15 protein-coding genes are annotated in these 18589 nt (G+C 48.0%); 2 read left to right on the plus strand and 13 right to left on the minus strand.

Translation table 11 applies throughout. The features are described 5' to 3' along the window. Positions 1 to 262: 262 nt before the first annotated feature. The 10 genes from KB186_RS23965 to KB186_RS24010 all read right to left on the minus strand — a co-directional run bounded on the left by KB186_RS23965 (position 263) and on the right by KB186_RS24010 (position 12422). Positions 263 to 1048 carry a 3-hydroxybutyrate dehydrogenase gene (locus KB186_RS23965; RefSeq protein WP_173612395.1) on the minus strand — a complete coding sequence of 262 codons (786 nt, stop codon included), beginning with the start codon at positions 1046 to 1048 and terminating at the stop codon, positions 263 to 265. A 66-nt stretch (positions 1049 to 1114) separates the two neighbouring features. Then, entirely contained in the window at positions 1115 to 2497 is a 1383-nt protein-coding gene (locus KB186_RS23970; protein WP_173612396.1) for a GntP family permease, read from the minus strand. 405 nt (positions 2498 to 2902) lie between these two features. After that, positions 2903 to 4273, minus strand: a complete 1371-nt coding sequence (locus KB186_RS23975) for a sigma-54 interaction domain-containing protein (RefSeq protein ID WP_173612397.1) — start codon at positions 4271 to 4273, stop codon at positions 2903 to 2905. Positions 4274 to 4353: 80 nt separating this feature from the next. Continuing rightward, positions 4354 to 4737 carry an MmcQ/YjbR family DNA-binding protein gene (locus tag KB186_RS23980; RefSeq protein ID WP_173612398.1) on the minus strand — a complete coding sequence of 128 codons (384 nt, stop codon included), beginning with the start codon at positions 4735 to 4737 and terminating at the stop codon, positions 4354 to 4356. Between the two features lie 31 nt (positions 4738 to 4768). After that, the gene (locus KB186_RS23985) at positions 4769 to 5995 is read right to left on the minus strand and encodes an MFS transporter (protein WP_173612399.1); all 1227 of its coding nucleotides are present in this window, start codon (positions 5993 to 5995) and stop codon (positions 4769 to 4771) included. 277 nt (positions 5996 to 6272) lie between these two features. Further along, a complete protein-coding gene (locus KB186_RS23990; RefSeq protein ID WP_232774509.1) occupies positions 6273 to 7604 on the minus strand; it encodes an alpha/beta hydrolase-fold protein in 1332 nt (443 codons plus the stop codon). Positions 7605 to 7622: 18 nt separating this feature from the next. After that, the gene (locus KB186_RS23995; RefSeq protein ID WP_173612401.1) at positions 7623 to 8642 is read right to left on the minus strand and encodes a FecCD family ABC transporter permease; all 1020 of its coding nucleotides are present in this window, start codon (positions 8640 to 8642) and stop codon (positions 7623 to 7625) included. Then, entirely contained in the window at positions 8635 to 9642 is a 1008-nt protein-coding gene (locus KB186_RS24000) for a FecCD family ABC transporter permease (RefSeq protein WP_173612402.1), read from the minus strand. The genes KB186_RS23995 and KB186_RS24000 overlap by 8 nt, the downstream gene beginning before the upstream one ends. Positions 9643 to 9661: 19 nt before the next feature. Further along, positions 9662 to 10660 carry an iron-hydroxamate ABC transporter substrate-binding protein gene (locus KB186_RS24005; RefSeq protein ID WP_221867408.1) on the minus strand — a complete coding sequence of 333 codons (999 nt, stop codon included), beginning with the start codon at positions 10658 to 10660 and terminating at the stop codon, positions 9662 to 9664. Between the two features lie 112 nt (positions 10661 to 10772). Then, positions 10773 to 12422, minus strand: a complete 1650-nt coding sequence (locus KB186_RS24010) for an AraC family transcriptional regulator (protein ID WP_232774510.1) — start codon at positions 12420 to 12422, stop codon at positions 10773 to 10775. Positions 12423 to 12704: 282 nt separating this feature from the next. On the opposite strand from KB186_RS24010, the gene KB186_RS24015 reads away from it, so the two are divergent. Continuing rightward, positions 12705 to 13721 (plus strand): ATP-binding protein, encoded by a 1017-nt coding sequence (locus KB186_RS24015; RefSeq protein ID WP_232774511.1) that lies wholly within the window; start codon positions 12705 to 12707, stop codon positions 13719 to 13721. A 282-nt stretch (positions 13722 to 14003) separates the two neighbouring features. Here KB186_RS24015 and KB186_RS24020 read toward each other — a convergent pair whose 3' ends face one another. The 3 genes from KB186_RS24020 to KB186_RS24030 all read right to left on the minus strand — a co-directional run bounded on the left by KB186_RS24020 (position 14004) and on the right by KB186_RS24030 (position 16289). After that, entirely contained in the window at positions 14004 to 14519 is a 516-nt protein-coding gene (locus tag KB186_RS24020) for a DinB family protein (protein ID WP_221867433.1), read from the minus strand. Positions 14520 to 14603: 84 nt separating this feature from the next. Then, positions 14604 to 15569, minus strand: coding sequence for a helix-turn-helix transcriptional regulator (locus KB186_RS24025; RefSeq protein ID WP_221867411.1), 966 nt, complete (start codon positions 15567 to 15569; stop codon positions 14604 to 14606). Positions 15570 to 15638: 69 nt separating this feature from the next. Further along, positions 15639 to 16289, minus strand: coding sequence for a polysaccharide deacetylase family protein (locus KB186_RS24030; protein WP_232774513.1), 651 nt, complete (start codon positions 16287 to 16289; stop codon positions 15639 to 15641). 281 nt (positions 16290 to 16570) lie between these two features. On the opposite strand from KB186_RS24030, the gene KB186_RS28330 reads away from it, so the two are divergent. After that, the gene (locus KB186_RS28330) at positions 16571 to 18574 is read left to right on the plus strand and encodes an ABC transporter ATP-binding protein (RefSeq protein WP_173612407.1); all 2004 of its coding nucleotides are present in this window, start codon (positions 16571 to 16573) and stop codon (positions 18572 to 18574) included. The last annotated feature ends 15 nt before the right edge of the window (positions 18575 to 18589 follow it).

The raw sequence follows: 18589 nt of genomic DNA on the forward strand, positions 1-18589 counted from the left end.
TAGACTCATTAACGCTTTCGCTGTTCAGTTTTCAAAGAGCATTTTTTGTCGAACGCTTCATATCTTATCACGTTCGTTATTTGCGAGTCAAGAAGTTTTTTATCGAATCTCGTTTTCTTTTCTCGCATTTTGTCGTCGTTTTTGGCGACAAGGAATAATCTATCACATCTAAAAATAGAATACAAGAGTTTTTTACTAGTTTTTTTAAAAAAAGATAGCGAAAATAAAAAAAGCCCCTATAAAAATAGGGACTTTAACAGGCTTACTGTGCTGTATACCCGCCATCAATGACGACAGCCTGACCCGTGACACCTGACGCTTTCCTGCTAGCTAAAAAGGCAGCATAGTTCGCTACTTCTTTTACTTGCAGCAGTCGCTTCTGCGGCACCAGCGGGTAGATGACCTCTTCCATCACCTTTTCCAACGGCACATTTCTTGTCTTAGCCAAATCCGCTAATTGGTTTTGTACCAACGGCGTATCGACATACCCCGGACAAATGGCATTTACCGTAATACCAGCCGCTGCTCCTTCAAGAGCTGCAACTTTGGTGAGCCCGATGACTCCGTGCTTGGCACTATTGTAAGCCGCCTTCCCTGCAAAGCCAATCAAGCCGTTGATTGAAGCCATATTGATGATACGGCCATGGCCTTGTTGCTTCATAATGGGGAACGCGTGTTTAATCGCCACAAAAGGCGCTGTCAGCATAATACTGAGCATTTGTTCAAATTTTGCAGTCGGAAACTCTTCTATTGGAGAGACAAATTGCAATCCAGCGTTATTCACCAAAATATCGAGTCTGCCAAAAATCTGGACTGTCTGCTGAATGCACTCCTGTATTTGTACCTCATCGGTGACATTACAACCAAAGCTGATGGCTTCGTGACCTTCCTTCTGCAATTGAGCTGCTGCTGCTTCCGCTGATTCCCCATTCAAGTCCAGTATGACGACCTTCGCCCCTTCCTCGGCAAACGTCCGGGCAATCTCCAGACCAATACCACTTGCAGCCCCTGTTACTACTGCAACTTGTTGCTCCAACAACTTCTCCATATCCTACTATCTCCTCTCCTGCTCCTCATTTTCTCTGTCTATAAACCGGCTGATCTCTGATGAAAATTAGAAAATGGACACCGCAAATGCCAGGATGAACACGACAGCCGTTTTCAAAACCGTAATCGCGAAAATGTCTTTGTACGATTGACGATGAGTCAAGCCAGTAATCGCGAGCAGTGTAATGACCGCTCCGTTATGCGGCAATGTGTCCATACCACCGGAAGACATCGAGGCAATACGGTGCAGCAGCTCAGGGCTGATTCCCGCAGCACTCGCCATCTCCAGATATTGCTTGCCCATAACCTCCAGCGCGATCGACATACCGCCCGAAGCTGAACCTGTCACACCTGCCAGTACGTTAACAGCCAGTGCCTCAGAAACCAAAGGATGATCACTAGCTCCCATTATCCAGCCTTGGATGAGCTTGAAGCCCGGCAATGTTTTCACAACGTTTCCGAATCCAACTTCGGAAGCAGTATTGAAGATCGCCAAGAGAGAGCCCATCGCGGCTGCAGTCAACCCACTAGCCAGTTTGTTTTTGACTTGCTTCACATTGATTAAAAGCGCAGCAATAATTCCGAGACAGAGCGAAATAATCAGTGACCAAGAAGATACAACGTTTTTCACTTTCTCAATCTTAAATGATTCTTTGAGGATCGCTGGATCGTACCACGTCTCTACTGTCCAAATCCCTCTGCTGAACATATAGTTACCCACGAGCACCAACGCCAACGGGAGAATCGCGACCCAGATGTTCAAATACGATTCATTTTTGATCAACTCTGGTTCGTTCGTATGTCCCTCGCCGTAGCCTTCCCCAGCAGCGACAGCCTGCTTGCGTCTACGCTCCAGCCATAGCATCCCGCCAATGAAAACCATAATGGCGCCAATCGTTCCAACAACAGGTGCAGCATAAGCATCCGTACCGAAATAAGTCGTAGGAATGATGTTTTGAATTTGTGGTGTACCTGGCAAGGCGTCCATCGTATACGTAAAAGCACCGAGCGCAATCGTTCCTGGAATGAGACGCTTTGGAATATTGGCTTCACGGAAAATCGCAGCAGCAAACGGGTACACAGCAAATGCCACAACGAACAAGGAAACCCCGCCATACGTCAAAATGGAACAAGCCAAAACGACAGCCAAGATCGCACGATTGGAGCCAAGTGCCTTCACAATCGTGTGGGCAATGGAAGAGGCAGCACCGCTCAACTCCATGACTTTTCCGAAAATGGCACCCAGTAAGAAAATAGGGAAGAATGATTTCACATAGTTTGCTGCATTCGTCATGAAGGTTTCGGTGTAGCTTGGCAGCAGAGAGATCCCGGAAAGGACAACGGCCAGCAGCGTAAAAATAGGAGCAAATACGATAACAGGATAGCCCCGATACGCAAAAAACATCAGGAGACCGAGCGAAATCAAGATGGATAACACTTCGATGATCATAGAATTCTCCTTTCAATTTTCTCCTCCGCTTACAGAGGAAATTGTGTCGATTCACTTGAAGAAAACGCTTTCAAACCCAACTTATTTGCATGGACCATGCCAACCTCAACCGATTCCTGAAAAATCGTTCAACCATCCCCTTTCATCGTGCCTTGACTGTTGGTAAGCAGATGATAACGCTTGCATTTTTTCCGGATTTCCGGAATTTCTCGTCCGGTTTTATGGAATCTAGCAAAAAATCCGCCACTTTTTAGGGAATTTACTCAAGAAAGGCTACTGGATTTTTGCGGGACGTCATCTTGCTCTATTCCAGAAAACCGGAATCTACCAAAACGTTGTACCTACAGATGAAAAAAGCCGCGAACCTGGCTCAACACCACATCCCCGACTTATACACGCCTCGTGTTACTGATACTTCTCCCATTTTTCGTAAAAGCTGGACTTGCTGATTTGCAACAGCTTGGCGGCGGCAAGCTTGTTCCCCCCTGCTTGCTGCATCGCTTGGCGAAGCGCTTCCTGCTCAGCCTCTTCCAAGACTTGTTTCAATGGTCGAACGGCATGAGTTGGACCCGACAAGGATGCGGGCGTCCCTTCGTCAGATACAGGCAGCCAAATATGCTCCTTTTTCAAGACATCGTCTTCCATTAGATGCAGGGCTCGTTCCAGCACGTTTTTCAACTCCCGTACATTGCCTGGCCAGGAGTAGCCTCGAAGCACGTTCCATACCTCTTCATCAATGGCCCTAACCGCAACACCAGTGGACTCGCCAAGCTGTTTGAGCAGATTCGAAACCAGCTCTGGCAAATCCTCCAGACGCTCGCGCAACGGAGGGATCGAGAGTGACACGACATTCAACCGATAATAGAGGTCCGCCCGAAACTTCCCTTCCTTGATGCTTTGAAGCATATCCGAATTCGTGGAAGCGATCACCCGCACATCGATTGGCGTCGTCCTTACAGCACCTACCCGCTCGACTTCTTTTTCCTGCAACACACGCAGTAGCTTGGCTTGCAGCGGCAACGGCATGTCCCCGATCTCATCCAGCAAAATGGTTCCGTGGTTGGCTAGCTCGAACTTTCCTTTTTTTCCGCGGCGAACAGCTCCGGTAAACGCACCTTCTTCATAGCCAAACAGCTCTGATTCGAGCAAAGAATCCGGAATAGCGGCACAATTTACCCGAATGAAAGGACCCATTTTGCGCTTGCTCTCGGCATGAATGGCGTGGGCAAACAGCTCCTTGCCCGTCCCGCTCTCACCCGTGATGAGCACAGTCGAATCGCTTTTCGCAACTTTCTGAGAAAATTTTTTAAGCTCCTGCAGCTTCTGACTGTACCCAACGATTTGGTCAAAGTGATAGGTAGCCCCCATCCGCCGCCGCAGCTCTTTCTTATAATAGGTCAATTCGTCCTTCAACTGAGCAACCATCGCAGCCAAGGCTGTGAGCTCTTGCACATCCTGGAACAGCACCGTTCCCAGAACCGCAATCACTTTTCCTTCGTCCATAATCGGGATGCGATGCGCAATCATGTTCTGGCCTTTTATTTGCTGAATGTCGGCGATCTCGGCAACGCCAGCCTGACCGACAATATGCATCCGCGTGTTTTCGATGACATCCGTCACTGGCTGTCCGATCACGTCCTGTACATTAAGAAATTCCCGATAGCTCCGATTCAATAAGAGTATTTTTCCGTCCTTGTCCGTTACGATCATCGGTTCATGGGCATTTTCAAAAACGACCTCAAGCAATTTGCTCATCTGCTGGAGATTCCAATCCAAAACCGGCTCCCCCTTTGTCTCAATGCTGCTGTGTCGAACCCTCGCTCACTACTCGTTACGCCAAAATTATACAGGAACAATCAGGGGCGGCGTTGTAATTGCTTGACCAATCGCTTGGGAGCCGCGCACATATAGCCTTCCCGTATGTAATCCTCGATTTCACCATAGCTTGTCACGTTTTTGTCCAGGATGGAAACCCAGCCGTGATGGCCGATGTACGGCGTCTTATAAAAATGCTCCTGCGCAAGCAAAATCTCTTGGGTCGTCTTCAGCACCTTCACAGAAAAGGAGGGGCCTTCGGTGCCCCCCTCTCCCAAAATGACAAACGGCTTGTCGTTTACACGAAACGATGTATGTCCAAAAGCGTCTACCTGCTCCGTTACTTCTGGCAACCGCATCGCCAGCTCGCGAACAGCAGCTACCATCTTCAAACCTTCCATAGAAGAAATCTGTTCGTGCACCATCTGTTCCAAGCCTCCCTTTGCTTCCAAACACTTATACACCAGTCTGTTCTGTACTTTGCACCACGTTTCCTTCTCTCATACGATAAAGTGGCAAAATAAAGCTGAGACCAATGATCATCAGGAATGCGGCGATCCCATAAATGACTGCGAGCGGAAGATACAGCTTCAATACCCCCGTAATACTCATCATGACGACCATGGAGCCTGTAAACAACGGGGTTAGTATCCCATTCACCCGACCGATAAAGGTACTGTCTGTGTTTTTAAGCAGCATGGTGTTGATCCCAATTTGAATGGAGGGCAAGAGCAATCCCGCGATGAACTGAGCAACAAGCGTCAACCACAGATTCGTAGACATCCCGCAAATCGCTACTGCGACCGCGTTTCCAAGGAGTCCCATGACCAACAGCTTTTGCGGTGGAATCGTTTTGGCGGCTGCCATCGTCATGGCCCCTCCAGCAATCATCCCCACACCTTGGGCGGTGATTAACCATTGCAAGCTTTCTTTTGGCAATTGCAGTTGTTCGGTCACAATAAAAATCCCAAGCGGCTGAATCATTCCCAATGAGAAGCCCACAGCCAAAAAGCAAAAGCCAAGCATTGACAATACGCGACTGGAGAACACATACCGAATCCCGCTAACCATCTCGCCAAGCAGTGCCGTTTCTTGCTGCTCTCCTTTCTCGATGCGATCTGGCGGCAACAAATACAGGACACCGGCCGCAGATAGAAACGCAACCGCAGTGATGACCATGGCAACCTCCATCCCCCATTGCTGGAACACAAACGTACCGACAATCGGACCAAATACCATGAAGATCGCGAAAATAGTCTGGTATGCGGACATTCCTACCTGGAGCTGTTCACCAGGTACATGCAGCTTGAACAGCTTCATTCCGGACGGTTGGGAAAACTGAGAGAGAATGGCTGAAATGAGTGTGGCAAAAAAGATAGCCTTCCACGAGCCGAAAACGAAGGTAAGCAGCACTCCGACAACCGATAGAGCACTAAGCACCTCACACCAGACCATCGTTTTTCTCGGTTGCCAGCGGTCGGCAAACGTACCAGCAAGAAAGGAAAACAGAAAAATTGGCGCATACTCCGCCACAGAAATCATGGATACCGCGAACGGATCTCCTCCTGTATGATCCATCACAAAGAGCAGAATCGCCATGTTGCGAACCCATACTCCGATTTGCAACAGAAATGCTGATAACAAAATAGCCCTGACATAGCGGTTTTTCAAAACATTTGACATAAAAAAGCCTCCTTATCCATTGCGATCTGGACAGGAGGCTACGCATATTATCGTCAAAAAGACATAGAAACCCTTTGGTGAGTCTAAAAAGGATCTACCATCTATTCGCCAATATGCACATACTACCCCTATCCAAAAACGCATCGTTTTATCCGATTAGTTTTGTGGAAATAGGAGTTAGCAGATCATTGGCTTAATGGTCACCCTTTCTTGTAGAATGATCCAAGGGTACCACAAAAAGTAATCCTGTGACAAGAAAAATTCACTTGATCTTGTCCTATGCTTTGTCGACAAGCGTGATGCGCTTTGTTGCAGGAATGCGCGGCTGAGCATTAGGGATCGCGGCTGGATAACCGATATGCAAGTTCCCCAGCACCTTCTCTCCTGGTCGAATGCCCATCGCTTCACGGAATTCCGGCTCGTGTATCCACGGGTACGTCTCCCACGTCAGACCGATGCCTTTTTCCCACACCAGCAAGCTAAAGTTATGAATGACAATGCTGGTCGAAGCGAAGTCGTCCTGACGGGTAATCAGGTTCGGACTTTCTTCCATGATGACCGTCATTAGCATCGGAATCGCCATAATTTTATTGTAAAACTTCTCGCCGACTTCTTTCTTTTTCGCCGGATCAATCTCCCGCTTTTCCTTCATGATCCGTACGGCCTCGGCGATTCTTCTCTTGCCTTCCCCGTACGTCACGATAAAGCGCCACGGCTGTGTCATGTGATAATTCGGCGCCCATACGGCTGTATCCATCAGTTCTGTAACCAACCCAGGGTCTACCTCCCGATCTGTAAAGCGATGAATCGAGCGGCGCTCTCTAATCAATTTGGCCAGTTCCATTTCTTTCTCCTCCTTCTCATTCCAGAGCCATTGCAACGCCCCCGGAAATCTGGCGTTTGCATATTTGCTCAAATGATCCGCCCCTTCTTCCATAAACAGGACGAGCTGATCTGCTGTGAAGCCGCTATCAGCCAATATCTGATGCGCTTCTTTTGTCAGCGGGACCATTTGCTTCTGGATGTTCTGTTTTTTAGCACCTTCCTGACTGCCAACATCCATGTAGATGCGCAGTTCGGGATGGTACATTTTCTTTTCCCGCATAAACGGAACCATACCTTCATACCAATACGATCCCGAGATACTGCCGATTTTCGTGAAAACATCCGGATATTGGTGCGCAGCGTACATCGAGATCAAGCCACCAAGCGAAAATCCGATGATCCCTGTTTTTTCCGGCCTAGGGTCTGTCCTGTACTTGCTGTCGATATACGCCTTGCATTCATTGGCGATGTAAGAAAGATACGCATCTCCTTGCCCGCCAAAATCAATGTTGCGCTCAGGCGAGATCGCTTTGGAAAACCAGGGCGTATAGTCATCCCGGCGGTTTTCTGGTTGGATGCCGACGAGAATCAGCTCAGGAATTTGTCCCTCTGCAAACTTGTCTTCGATTACATCGAGTGCAGTACTGAACGCAGGATCAAACAAGTCACCGCCATCATGGACATACATGACGGGAAATCGGGACGTACTCTTGTCATAGGATGGCGGCAAATATACGAGCAGTGCCCGGTAATGGCATACGTCTGCAAACAATTGTCCCTTCACAATTTGCACGTCCCCTCTTTATTTTTTTCTTCTACTTAGTAAATAGAAGAAATACGGTACACCGATGATCGAAATGACGATACCCACTGGCAGTTCAAGGGGGGTGAACACAGTTTTGGCGATAAAATCCGCTGCCACTACCATGAGCATCCCGATTGTCCCTGACAGGGGGAGAACATACCTGTGCTGGATTCCCGTCAAACGCTTCGCAATATGCGGTGCCATCAAACCGACGAATCCGATGCCTCCGGAAACCGAGACACACGCGCTCACGATCCCGATACTCGACAGCAGGAGAATATTGCGCTCCTTTTCGACGGACACACCGAGATTCTTGACAGATTCCTCGCCCAGTTGAAGCAAATCGAGAATATGCACCTTGCGCATCAAAACAGGAATGAGTATGACTAGCCATGGCAGCATCCCCGCAATATGCGTCCAGTTGGCACTCCAAATACTGCCCGAGAGCCATACGGTTGCCATTTCAAAATCATTGGGATTCATTTTTAACGAAAGATACAGAGACACAGCACCCAATCCCGAGCCAATTGCGATCCCCACCAAAATCAGTCGTTGTGGGTCAAGCGCCCCGTTACGCCAGGCGAATAGATAAATCAGTCCAGCCGCAAGCAATCCGCCTGTCAAACCGAACAAAGGCATGGCCATAATGGAATACCAGCTCGCATCCATGAATTGTCCACCGAAGAAAAACATAAAGGCGACGATAGCGGCTCCTGCCCCAGCATTAATGCCCAAAATCCCCGGATCAGCCAGCCCGTTACGGGTGATCCCCTGAATAACGGTACCAGCGACCCCCAAGCCAAATCCGACGAACGCCGCAATAACGATCCGCGGCAGACGAAAATCGAAAATCACCAAATCGTATTCCGCTACAGGATCGATACGCAATAACGTCTGGATGACATCCAACACCGTCATGTCGAATACACCGTTGGTCAGGCTGATATAAATCGCCAGAAAAATCAAGGCGATATTGACCAGTAACAGCAAACGAAATCTAGCTTTTCGATCAGGCATGCTTTCCCCCTCCTCTCTTGTAAATCAAATAGAGGAAGAACGGAACGCCAATAAAAGCCGTTACCACACCGATTGGGGTCTCAAATGGACTGTTCATAAATCGGCTGAGAACGTCAGACAAGGCCAGGAAAATGCCGCCCAGTAATCCCGCACATGGAATGATCCACCGATAATCGAGACCTACCAAAAAGCGAGTAATATGCGGAATAATCAGCCCGACAAAGGCGATTTTTCCTGCCAACGCTACGGAAATGCCTGTCAGAATGACAACAGCGGTCGTTGCCAGCACTTTGACCATCACCGTTCTCTGTCCGAGGCCGCGAGATACTTCGTCGCCCAAGGACAAGATCGTGATCGATTTGGACAAAAGAAGCGCCAGGACTATACCGACGATGGCAAAAGGAACCGCCAGCTTCACCAATTCAGGCTCCAAGAGATGCAGCCTTGCATTGTACCAAAAGCTAACGTTTTGCGAGACTTGAAAATAAGTAGAAATCGCGGCTGAAATGCTGCTCAAAAAGGTGCCCGTAATTGTGCCAATGACCGCCATCCCTACTGGCGTCAAGCCATTCGGCAATAGTCGCGAAAAAGCGAGAACCATCGCAACCGCAAGTGCTGAACCGATCAGGGACATGGTAATCATCGTGACGCTCGTAGCGGATGGAATGAAAACCATGCACAGCGTAACAGCAAAGACCGAACCGTCAGACACGCCCATTATAGAGGGGGACGCGAGGTAATTCCTCGTCATCCCCTGCATCAACGCTCCTGATATCGCTAAGAATGCTCCGATCATGAGTGCGCCCAATACTCTTGGCAAACGAGAGTGCATGACAATTTGATGATCGACATTCCCTTCATTAAAGGCAAAGAAAGCTTGATAAATGGTCCCGGGATCAATCGACTTGGCTCCGTAATGAATGGAGAGCAAGATTGTAAGGAGGATCACCACTGGCGAAACAGCTAGTATGATCATAGAAGTTGCTTTTTTGGATTGCATAGCCTACCCTCGCCCACTTTTACTTGGCAGACAATTTTTCTACAGCCGCCTTCAGGAATTGTGTTTTGCTCCAGGCAGTACCGCCTTGTGCGAGAGGATCCACCACGTTTACGTAAACATTGCGGTTTTTCACTGCATTCACGCTCTTCCAAATCGGGTTGTTCTGCAAATCTTCCAATGCGTTTGGCTTGTCTTTATTCTCGTCTGGAGAGAATTGAATGAATAGGTAGTCCGGGTTGATTTGGCTGAACTTTTCCATGGAGATAATTTCTTGTGCCTTCGCCGCTTTTACTTCTTCAGGTGCAGTCAAACCAAGGTCTGTGTACAGAGCCGGGTTGAAGAACACCTTCTCTGGATAGATGTTGATGTTTCCTTGGCGCAGACGAATCACCAACACTTTTTTATCCTTCATGCCGTCGCCCAACTTTGCTTTTGCCGATTCAATTCCTGCTTTATATTCATTGAGCGCTTTCTCTGCTTCGGCTTGCTTGCCAGTCAGTTCACCCAACAATTGCAGGTTTGCTTCCCAGTTGGTCGAAATGTGGGAAACAGGGAAAGTAGGCGCAATCTTGTTCATTTTCTCGACTGTTTCTGGTGGGAACTTGCTGCTACCGAGGATGACGTCCGGCTTCAAGGACAAAATCGTTTCCAGATTCGGTTGTGTTTTCTCCCCGATGGATTTGGCTTCGCCCGTAATCGATGTAAACATCTCCGGGAATTTGCCGCCGACAGAAATCGCTCCTACCGGGTTTACGTTCAATACAAGGGAATCTTCCATGGACTCCATGCTGCCTGCAATGACGATTCGCTCTGTTTTGCTAGGAACGGTATATTCTTTATCCAAATATTTAATCGTGCGTGTCTCTGCTTTATTAGCTTCATCGGCCGGCTTTTCTGCTGTAGCTGTTGTCGCAGGTGCTGGAGTAGTCGTGTTATTCGTTGCTTCTTTTCCTCCGCCGCATGCTGTCAGAGCCAATGTCAGCGCTGCAATGCTCAAGCCCAGGTATATCTTTTTCATTCTTGAAAGACCCCTCTCAGAAATGTACTGTTTCACTCCAGTTTAGTGATAACGATTATCATTCGTGATTATAAAGCATCCACTCCTGCCCGACCATGGACGAAATCCAGAATCAACATGGACGATCTCCTGAAAATAATCGCACACTCTCTTCCACGATCCGTTCATGAGCCGTTGCCGAGTATTCTCGCCAAGGGTCTGACATAATGACATGCGCCCGATTGTTGCGGACTGCTTTGATCTCTTGCCATGGTCCCGATTCTTTCAAGGCCTGGAAGCATGCCAACGTTTCAGCCTCTTGGCAAACCAACAGCAGCAAGCGATCTGGCGCGAGTGCAACCAATTCTTGTACAGTCACAAGCTGGTCGTATTCATTCAGCTTCGAAACAAAAGCGGGTTTGACTTGCAGATCCTGATAAAACACTTCATTCATACTGCGATTGCAGTGGACATAGAGCTGATTTTTCAAAATCCGCACGATGAGCACCGTTTCATCGCCTAGAGCGTGTTGAAGCTGTACCCTGGCTCGCTTCACCTTTTTCTCATACTCGCAAAGCCAATGATGGGCTTCCATGGACTCACCCAAGAAGTCTGCCATAAGCTGAAGTTGTTCTTTCCATCCCCGCTCTTCAAAGGGTACGTACAACGTGGGCGCAATCTCGTTCAGTTGCTTCTGTTCCTGCAAACTCGTCTCGTCCAAGCCAATGATGACATCCGGCTTGGCATCGCGAAGCATTTCGATGTTGGCTTTCCAATTCTGATTGATTCGAAACGCACTCAGATGTACCGGGATATCGTTTCGATAGCTGTGATGATAGTAAGCCGTCCATTTCGGGTGCAGTGGCGCCGCGTAAGGGATCATTTTTAAAGCCAGCAAATGCCCGATGATGGTCGAGCCGTACGCCGCAATTTTTCGTTGGCGGCTTTTCATATAGAGAGTCGGTGAAACTCCGACAGCTTTCTTGAATTTTCGACTAAAGTAAAACTCGTCGTTGTAGCCCACTTGATGAGCGATATCGCGCAGCTTGGCATGCGACTGAACCATCATCTGCTTCGCCCGGCTGATGCGAAGCTCTGCCAAATAATCCATAGCGGAGATGCCATACGTTTTTTTGAACAGATCGACGAAATATTTTGGACTCACATCTGCAATGCGAGCCAGCTGTTCAATCGTCACATTTTCCGAGTAATGCTCTTCCATATGTGTGCGTGCTCGCTCCAGCGCCATTCCAGAATCGGTGGCCGAAAAGTGAGCATGCTTGACGATGTGGTACCATAGCTCTTGAAAAGTGTGTTGGCCTCGGAATCGCTCGAGCGCCGTCTCCTGCTTCCATAGATTCTGGATCAAATCACAATAGACAGGCAGTTGCCCTGCCGATTGGACAGAGATCTCTCCCCGAAAAGGAAACAAATCCTTTTCCCGAAGGGCTTGGAATCGCCGATGCCTGTCTCTCGTTTCCATAAAGACATCAAAACGAAGCATGTACATCTCCAAATGATCAGCCGAATCAGGGACGATGCCAAACGTAAGCATAGGAGGGCATACGTAAATTGCGTCCTGCCGCAATTGGTACTCCTCGTTCTCCAGCCGCAGGCGCCCTCGCCCCCCGGTTACTACCAGCAAAATATGCGAATGAGTGAATTGTTGGCGTAGTCGGTCATGTCCCTGTGCTTTGAGCCATGTAATGTCACGCAGCTTAAAAATGGCTTCTGCCATGGTATTCTCTGTGAATTGTTGAACCAAGGCTTGTGTTTCGTTCATGTTCTCACCTCTGCCCGATCCTCTATGTAAAATTGATAATCATTCTCATTATCATCAATAGAGAAAGTATATCAAAAGTGACGCTTGCTTCCTATCAGGAATATTTGATCGAATTGAACTGATAACTTGAACGTGGTATGGTACGTACCAATATAAAGGGAACCGACGGGAGGGAGTGTCAGTGGAATGCAAGGTTTTCGTCATGGATGGCGAAAAGGCTTTGCGAATTTACAACAATTTATCAACTGAAACCATTCAATATTACGGAGTGAAAATGAAGATATGAAACGATATGTTCTCCCTTTTATCTCTAGCCTCGTCGCGATTACTTTTGTGACAGGGTGCACCTCTGCTGCCTCTGATCAACTGACAGTAAAAGACCCTGCTCCACCTGCAACGGAAAACACAGGGAAGTCTCCTGCTGATGCAACAAAAGGCGAAAAGCCAGCGGATGATTTGCTCAAGCAGTTCACCGTACTTGCTTCGCAAGCCAAGGAAGCGAATGAGCTAACTGCCTTTTTAGACCAGTATCTGGCGAAAACGGACACGAAAACTGCCGATCAATTATTTTTTGAACTTGATCAGTACTATGAAAAACATCTGCCTACGATAAACGATAACTTCAAGGCACTCCTCGCCCAGCCGGGAAAAGCGGATAAGCTGTATGCCTTGCAGTACCCTTACGATTTCAACAAGCTAGAAGGCGATGACAGCTTCAAGCAATGGCTCCTCAATCAAACTAAGGGCGGACTCGTCTTAAAGGCGACGAAAGACATGTCTTTTTATTGGCAAGTGGATTACCAAGCACTGCAAAAATATGCCGCTTCACTCGGTGAAGAAGGAAAGGACTACTTGTCCATTCAAGAAACAGAAACGGGTAAACCGTATTTAGGTGACGGCGGGTTGCAAATCACCCGGGCCGAGCTCGGACCTAGAATGGTTGAAGTCGAAGAGTATTTGGTCAACTACCGCAGTAGCCCACGTGCAGTGAAGCTCCGTACGCTCTATATCGACTATCTCAAAACATATTTGTCTGATTACCGTTACGATGCCATTGACGAAGCAACCATGAAGCTACTCCCGGCCGTCAAGGAAGAGTATCAGAACTTTGCCAAGAAATATGAGGCTACGAAAACAGGACAGATCGTCAAGGATTACTTGAGCGAGGTCGCTAAAAACAAGGACGTGGTCTTTGAACCCGGCAAGCCTAATGAAAGTATCGTCGGAGAACTAAAGCCGAACCTTAGTCAGTTCTTGAATGGGCTCGAGGTGCGGATTGCTCGGACGATGAATCCTTAAAAGCAAACAGTTTGCGTGGCTGTAGTGGAGGAGAGGGAACAGGAGAAAACGACTCAGCTTCTAGGACCACCCGCTGGGGGATTGACTGGCCGACTCCATGCAAAAAGCGAAACCGCGTCCAAAGTGGTCCCCTCAAGATGTATTTCAGAGGTGGACGCTTAAGGGCGTGTTTCGCTTTTTGCATTGCGTCTCGGTCGGTGTCCCTAAGATCTTCGCTGTTTTCTCCTGTTCCCTCTTGCAAGCTGCTTGTTTTTTTCGTTAGTTGATGGAAAGAAAAAACCTCTATTGTTCTACCGCGGAAGTCTCAAATAAATAAAAAATGTAATCGGAGGAAGCTCCCGCGTGACCCATTTGTCTGAGCATGGCGGAGATATTGCCTCGATGATAGGTGCCGTGGTTGGCGACATGCTGGACTATGTCGGCATAACGAGCATGAACCGTGCCTAATGCCGGGTGCGTATATGGCGCGGTGTCTTCCATCGAGATTTGCCCAAAGAAGTCTCTGAACTGCTGGGCTGATTCGGCAAACAGTTTTCGCAACTCATGTACGTTCTTCCCTTTTAATTCCTGCAAGAGAACCCCAACTTTTGGTCCCACCTCTTCGTAGCTCTCTCCTTTCATGGCTAACAGCCAAACATAATCCGTTTTGAGCATGTGTACCAACGTCTGAGTGATGGTCGGAAACACACTCGGAACCTCCCGCTCACTTATTTCTTCTGGTACCTCTTGCAGCCGCTCGAATACTTTTTCGTTTGCCCATACATGATATTCGTACAAACGCAATGCTTCATGCTTCATCATTAATCTGCCTCCATTTTCTTTTTCCATCTCTTCTTTGCTTTCAATATAAATCAACTCTACTGACAAAAATGGTCAGTGATATCACGTCGACTGATAAAAAAGAAATAAATCGGCAGCGATGGCAGCCAATCGCTCTTTTACAAAAGCTGGTTCTTCAACTTGAATGGATTTTCCATATGGCAAAAGATAATGAGGAAGGATCGAATGGGCCATTTGCTCATCTACTTGAAAGATCACCTGTGCCTCGCTGCGTTCAATCACGGTATGTCCGAGATACCAATGCCTGCACAAATCAGCGAGTGACTGTGACCTTCCTTTGACCTTGATCAAAACGGTGTTGCCCTGCTTGTCTGCTTCCGGCAGTAAATTCGAGAGAAAAAAATGGCGCGCAGAAAATTCAGGAGGGCGTTGAAAGCTAGCTTCTGTCCGTTGGATCTCATGAATACGATCTGCACGAAAGCTGCGAATGGTACTTCGGAGATGGCAATAGGCAACGATATACCAATTTCCCTTCCAATAAACGAGCCCGTATGGATCGATATGACGCCTCTGTCTCGTTGTCTGGTAGGCTTTCTGATACACCATCGAAAGGGTGTATCCATTGGCAACAGACAGCTCCAGTTCTTGTAGGGTAGATTCGAGAGAAGGATCAACAGGAGGCTGAATCACCTCGAAGCCGATACTATGTCGGTCAATCGCGTCACGCTGCTCTTCATTTGTGTAACGTTTTAGCTTGGAAATGGCCCGGTGTAAATCTGCTCCGAAAGGATAACCAGCCTCTTGGGCAAAAGCCGCTGCATGAATCAAGGCTTTTTGCTCGTTGAGGTCGAAAAACAACGGAGCTTCATTGAAATGCTGAAGTAAACTGTAGCCACCATTGTGTCCGGCATCCGAAATGATGGGTACACCGCTCGCACACAGTGAGTCGATATAGCGATAAACGGTGCGAATATTGATCTCGAGAATCTCTGCCAATTGCTTGGCTGTCATTCGCTTGCCGGTCTTCAACAGCCACAAAATGGAGAGCATATTATCAGATTTGGACATGTACGGATTCGCTCCCCTAAAAGAAATCTTCTGATTCTACTTATTACCACAGATTTTAATCCTTTTCCTCTATCTGTCCCTTCTCCTTTTCACGACAGGGTCGGTTCTTTCTCGATAAGCTGCCATTTGAAACATGACGGAAATGGTTGAGAAGGTATATTTCTGCTCACTTAACACCTCAATGACATAGGGCAAGGCGTCCATACTCCCCTTGAGCGTGTCTTTTGTACCGCCAGCGGAATGTTGAAGCACGACTGCGCCCGGGGTGACATGTCCCAGGATGTTCCTCGCGACCTGTGGGCCGGTGAGACCTTTCCAATCCCAACTATCTATATCCCACAAAATGATTTCGTATTCGCTCGCCGCAAGCAGCTGGATGACCTCCTCATTCACTGCTCCATATGGCGGCCGTACCGTCCGAGGTCTCACACCCACTACCCTTTCGATCTGATCTGAGGTACGTTCTACCTGCTCATGAACAGCCCAGAGGGGGATTTTCGTAAAGTCAGGGTGATCCCAGCTATGGTTTCCTACCATGTGTCCTTCCTTTACGATCCGCTCCAGCATTTTCGGATTGTACTTCACCATTTGTCCCACACAGAAGAAAGTGGCCTTTAGCTGATAGTGGGCTAATATGTCTAACACACGAGGCGTCCACATCTGATCCGGTCCATCATCAAAAGTGAGTGCGATTTCCTTGGGCTCATTGAGCTTGTTCACAAGCGTTACCCTCCTTTAAGCCAGTATTCTGTGCTTTGATGCATAGTATGACTGGGCTATCATTTGGTAACGCTAAAAAAACCTCTATTCTGGGCTTTTGGCAAAATTGAAGAAGATTCTGCATGAGTATGCAACGTAGAAAAAAATTTTTTAACAACGGTTAATGAATATAGTATAATGATGATAATGATTTTCATTTTCGCAAAAATTCCTACTAGAGAGATTGTTAGATATACATGGAGGGTTATTCACGACAAAGCATGCTCGAAAGGGATGATGATATGGGAAAAGTGTTAGAAGTAAAAGATTTGCATGTGTCATTCGATACGTATGCAGGTGAAGTCAAAGCAGTACGGGGCGTCTCCTTTGATCTGGAAAAAGGAGAAACACTGGCGATTGTTGGTGAATCTGGTTCCGGTAAATCCGTCACCTCCCAAGCACTTATGCGCCTCATTCCTTCTCCTCCTGGACGCATTCCAAAAGGACAAGTTCTTTTTGAAGGAAGAGATTTGGTTACGCTTTCCGAAAAAGAAATGCAGGATGTTCGCGGTCGCGATATCTCGATGATCTTCCAAGACCCGATGACTTCCTTGAATCCGACGATGACTATCGGGAACCAAATCATGGAGAGCTTCATCAAGCACCAAAAGCTGAACCGTGCAGAAGCGCGCACCCGTGCTATTGAGCTGTTGGAAATGGTAGGGATTCCATTTGCCAAAGAACGTGTCGATCAATACCCGCACCAGTTTTCCGGTGGGATGCGTCAACGGATTGTCATTGCCATCGCACTCGCCTGCAATCCAAAAATTATCATCGCCGATGAGCCGACAACTGCTCTGGACGTATCGATTCAGGCGCAGATTTTGGAGTTGCTGAAGGAACTGCAAAAGAAGATGGGTACCTCGATCATCTTTATTACCCACGACCTCGGTGTAGTTGCTAACATGGCAGACCGTGTAGCGGTTATGTATGCAGGTAAAATTGTGGAAATCGGTAAAGTCGATGAAATTTTCTACGATCCTAAGCACCCGTATACATGGGGTCTATTAGGCTCCATGCCTAGCCTCGATTCCAGCGATGACGAGCTGATGTCCATTCCTGGATCACCGCCCGACATGTTCAAGCCACCTGTAGGGGATGCTTTCGCGGCTCGTAACCCATTTGCGTTGAAGGTCGATCTGGAATATGAGCCACCGATGTTCAAAATCTCCGATACGCACTATGCGGCAACATGGCTCCTGCATGAAATGGCACCTGACATCAAACCGCCTGCTTCGGCTGTGAGACGAAAAGTCAATTCTGATGAGCCGACCGAGACTCCAGCAAGCACCAAAAAAACGTTCAACTACGAGAACCGAGAGAAGCTGGTTGAAGTCAAAGATTTGAAACAGCATTTTGACCTCGGGAATGGTCATACGCTGAAAGCTGTAGATGGTATCACCTTTGACATCTATAAAGGGGAAATCTTCGGTCTTGTGGGTGAATCTGGTTGCGGTAAGTCGACCACAGGACGCACTATCCTGCGCCTGTACGATGCAACTGGCGGAGAGGTCTTGTTCAATGGACAAAGTGTACACGGGAAGAAAACACTCGAAGAAAAGAAATGGCTCAACCGCAAAATCCAAATGATTTTCCAAGACCCGTACTCATCGTTGAATCCACGTCTGACCGTATCCGATATTATTGCAGAAGGTCTGGACATTCATCGCCTGGCGAACAAGGAAGCACGCATCGCCAAAGTACACGAGCTGTTGGAAACCGTCGGCCTCAACCGCGAGCACGCAAACCGTTACCCGCATGAGTTCAGCGGCGGACAGCGCCAACGGATCGGGATTGCACGGGCATTGGCTGTTGATCCGGAATTCATCATTGCCGACGAACCGATCTCTGCCCTCGACGTGTCCATTCAGGCGCAAGTCATTAACCTGCTCAAGCGCCTGCAAAAAGAAAAAGGCCTGACCTATCTGTTCATCGCCCATGACCTGTCCATGGTTAAATACATCAGTGACCGCATTGGTGTTATGTACCGCGGACGTATTGTGGAGCTGGCAGAAAGTAATCGTCTGTACGAGAATCCGATTCATCCGTACACCAAATCGTTGCTCTCGGCAATTCCATTGCCAGACCCTGATTATGAGCGCAACCGTAAGCGGATCGTTTTCGATGATCAGGAATATTTGCGTGATCAAGGGGAAGAACGCGTCTTGCGTGAAGTTGAGCGCGGTCACTTTGTCGCTTGCACCCAGAAAGAATTCGAAAGATACGGCGGCGGCGTCTTGGTATAAACCTATACACAAGAA

This window comes from Brevibacillus sp. AF8, assembly GCF_021270385.1.
Classification (GTDB): Bacteria; Bacillota; Bacilli; order Brevibacillales; family Brevibacillaceae; genus Brevibacillus.